This window comes from bacterium, from assembly GCA_024224155.1.
GTDB lineage: Bacteria > Acidobacteriota > Thermoanaerobaculia > Multivoradales > JAHEKO01 > CALZIK01.
In genome coordinates this window covers 1-2,014 of the sequence record JAAENP010000029.1, presented here as the reverse complement: position 1 = coordinate 2,014, position 2,014 = coordinate 1, and the positions used below count along the sequence as shown (strand labels likewise).

2 protein-coding genes are annotated in these 2,014 nt (G+C 62.8%); both read right to left on the bottom strand.

Translation table 11 applies throughout. From position 1 onward, the window contains the following. The coding region (locus tag GY769_02300) for a hypothetical protein (GenBank protein MCP4200751.1) at positions 1-201 on the bottom strand (201 nt) is incomplete at its 3' end. 41 nt (positions 202-242) lie between these two features. Beyond that, positions 243-2,014 (bottom strand): hypothetical protein (locus GY769_02295; GenBank protein ID MCP4200750.1); only part of this gene is annotated, 1,772 nt, incomplete at its 5' end.

The following is a 2,014-nucleotide window of genomic DNA, read 5'->3' as shown; positions in this document are numbered from 1 at the left end:
CTCGGCCTTGTCGGCCTCCGGCACGAAGAGCGTCGCGTCCCGGCCTTCGACTTTGACCGCGGGATGGAATCCCGCCGCCACCAAACGCTCCGCTGCTTGTTCGGCCAGATCAGCCTCGATGCGCGGCGCGTGACAACGCACGCAGAAAAAACACAGCAGGATCAATCCAAGCAAGCTCAGGACCGGCAAGATCCGTTGCATCGGCTGACCTCCTTATCCTCGTCTACCGACAGGTTGCCGCATTATACCCCGTTGACGGCGGCAATTTCGGCCAGCGGCAACGTGAAGTAGAAGGTCGCTCCATGCCCGGGTCCCGCGGACTCGACCCAGACCCGCCCGTCGTGCACCTCGATGATGCGTTTGACCAGCGCCAAGCCAACGCCGGTTCCTTCGATCTTCGCGTCGAGGCGCTCGAAGAGCTCGAAGATTTTCGACTGATAGGCGGCCTGGATGCCCTGGCCATTGTCCCGAACGTAAAAGACCGTCTCCCCGCCTCTTCCGAGAGTACCGATCTCGATCCGTGGCGACGCTTGCCCAGCCATGAATTTGACGCCGTTATCGATCAGATTCTGCAGCACTTCCACCAGACGGACGCGGTCGCCCACGACCACCGGCTGGTCGGGCGCAACGTCGATCTCGACTCCTGACGCGTCGATCTGGCCCGTCACTGCTTCGATGGCCTCGTGCGCCAGCTCGCTGAAAGGAACCTCGGTTGGCGTGTTGATGATACGGCCGATGCGCGACAACTCGAGCAACTCGTCGAGCAGGCGGTGCATCCGATCTGCCGCGCCGGCGATCTTGTCGACGTCGCGCTTCAGGCGCTCAGCGTCGCCCGCGGCGGCATCCTTCTCCAAGAAACCCAGGAAGCCTTTGATGGTGACCAATGGACTCTTGAGGTCGTGGGAAACGGTATAGGTGAACCTCTCCATCTCCGCGTTCTTCACCTCCAGCTCTTCGATCAGACGGTTCTGCTCGGCCGCCGCACGCTCGCGCTCGGCGATCTGGGTCTCGAGCAGACGGTTGCGGAAGCGAACGGCTCGGGTCCGGCTCCGGTGCGCCGCGAATAGCACAAGGCCCAGGAGCGTAAAGACGAGGCCGCGAAACCACCAAGTCTGCCAGTAAGGCGACGCGACGGTGATCGCCAGAGATCGACCTTCCTCGTTCCACACACCGTCGCTGTTGGCCGCTTTGACTCGGAATGTGTAGCGACCGGGACCGAGATGGGCATAGCTCGCGTACCATCTCGCCCCGGCTCGTATCCAGTCACGGTCGATTCCCTCGAGCCGATGGGCATACCGGTTATTCCGTGGCGCGGTGTAATCGAGAGCGGCAAACTCGACCGAGATGAAGTTCTGATCGTAGGCGAGCTCGATCGAATCGATCGAGCTCAGAGGCCGCTCGAGGTCGAGCTCTTGATCGAAGACCTTGAACGACGTCAGGACCACCGGCGGTCGATGGGGATTGTCCAGGACCTGTCCGGGGGAGAATGACGTCAAACTGGTCAGGCCACCGAAAAACATTTCCCCGTCCCGGGACTTGAAGCACGCCGAGCGGATGAAGCTGTGGCTCTCGAGACCGTTCGAGCTGTTGTAGTTTCTGAACGTCTCCCGCTTCGGGTCGAACCTCGATAATCCCCGGCTGGTGCTCAGCCAGAGTCGCCCGTCCGGGCCCTGGAGAATGCCGTCGATCACGTTGCTGGGCAATCCGTCCTCGACCAGGAACTGCCGCACCTCGCGACTGGCGAGGTCGACGCAGTGGAGCCCGCTTCTCTCCGTGCCGACCCATAGCGACTCGGGCCGTAGCGAGTCTCCGACGATCACCTGGATGAGGTCCGTCGCCAGCGCCCGCCCGCTGGGCGTCTCGCTCTCGAACCGGCGGAATCCGCCGCCGCCGCCGGTTCGCTCGTGCATGCCGGGACGGGTACCAACCCACAGATTGCCTGCCGGGTCTTGATGAAGGCTGACCAGATAGTCGTCGCTCAAGGTGCTGGGATGGCCCGAGTCGGGGAGGAACG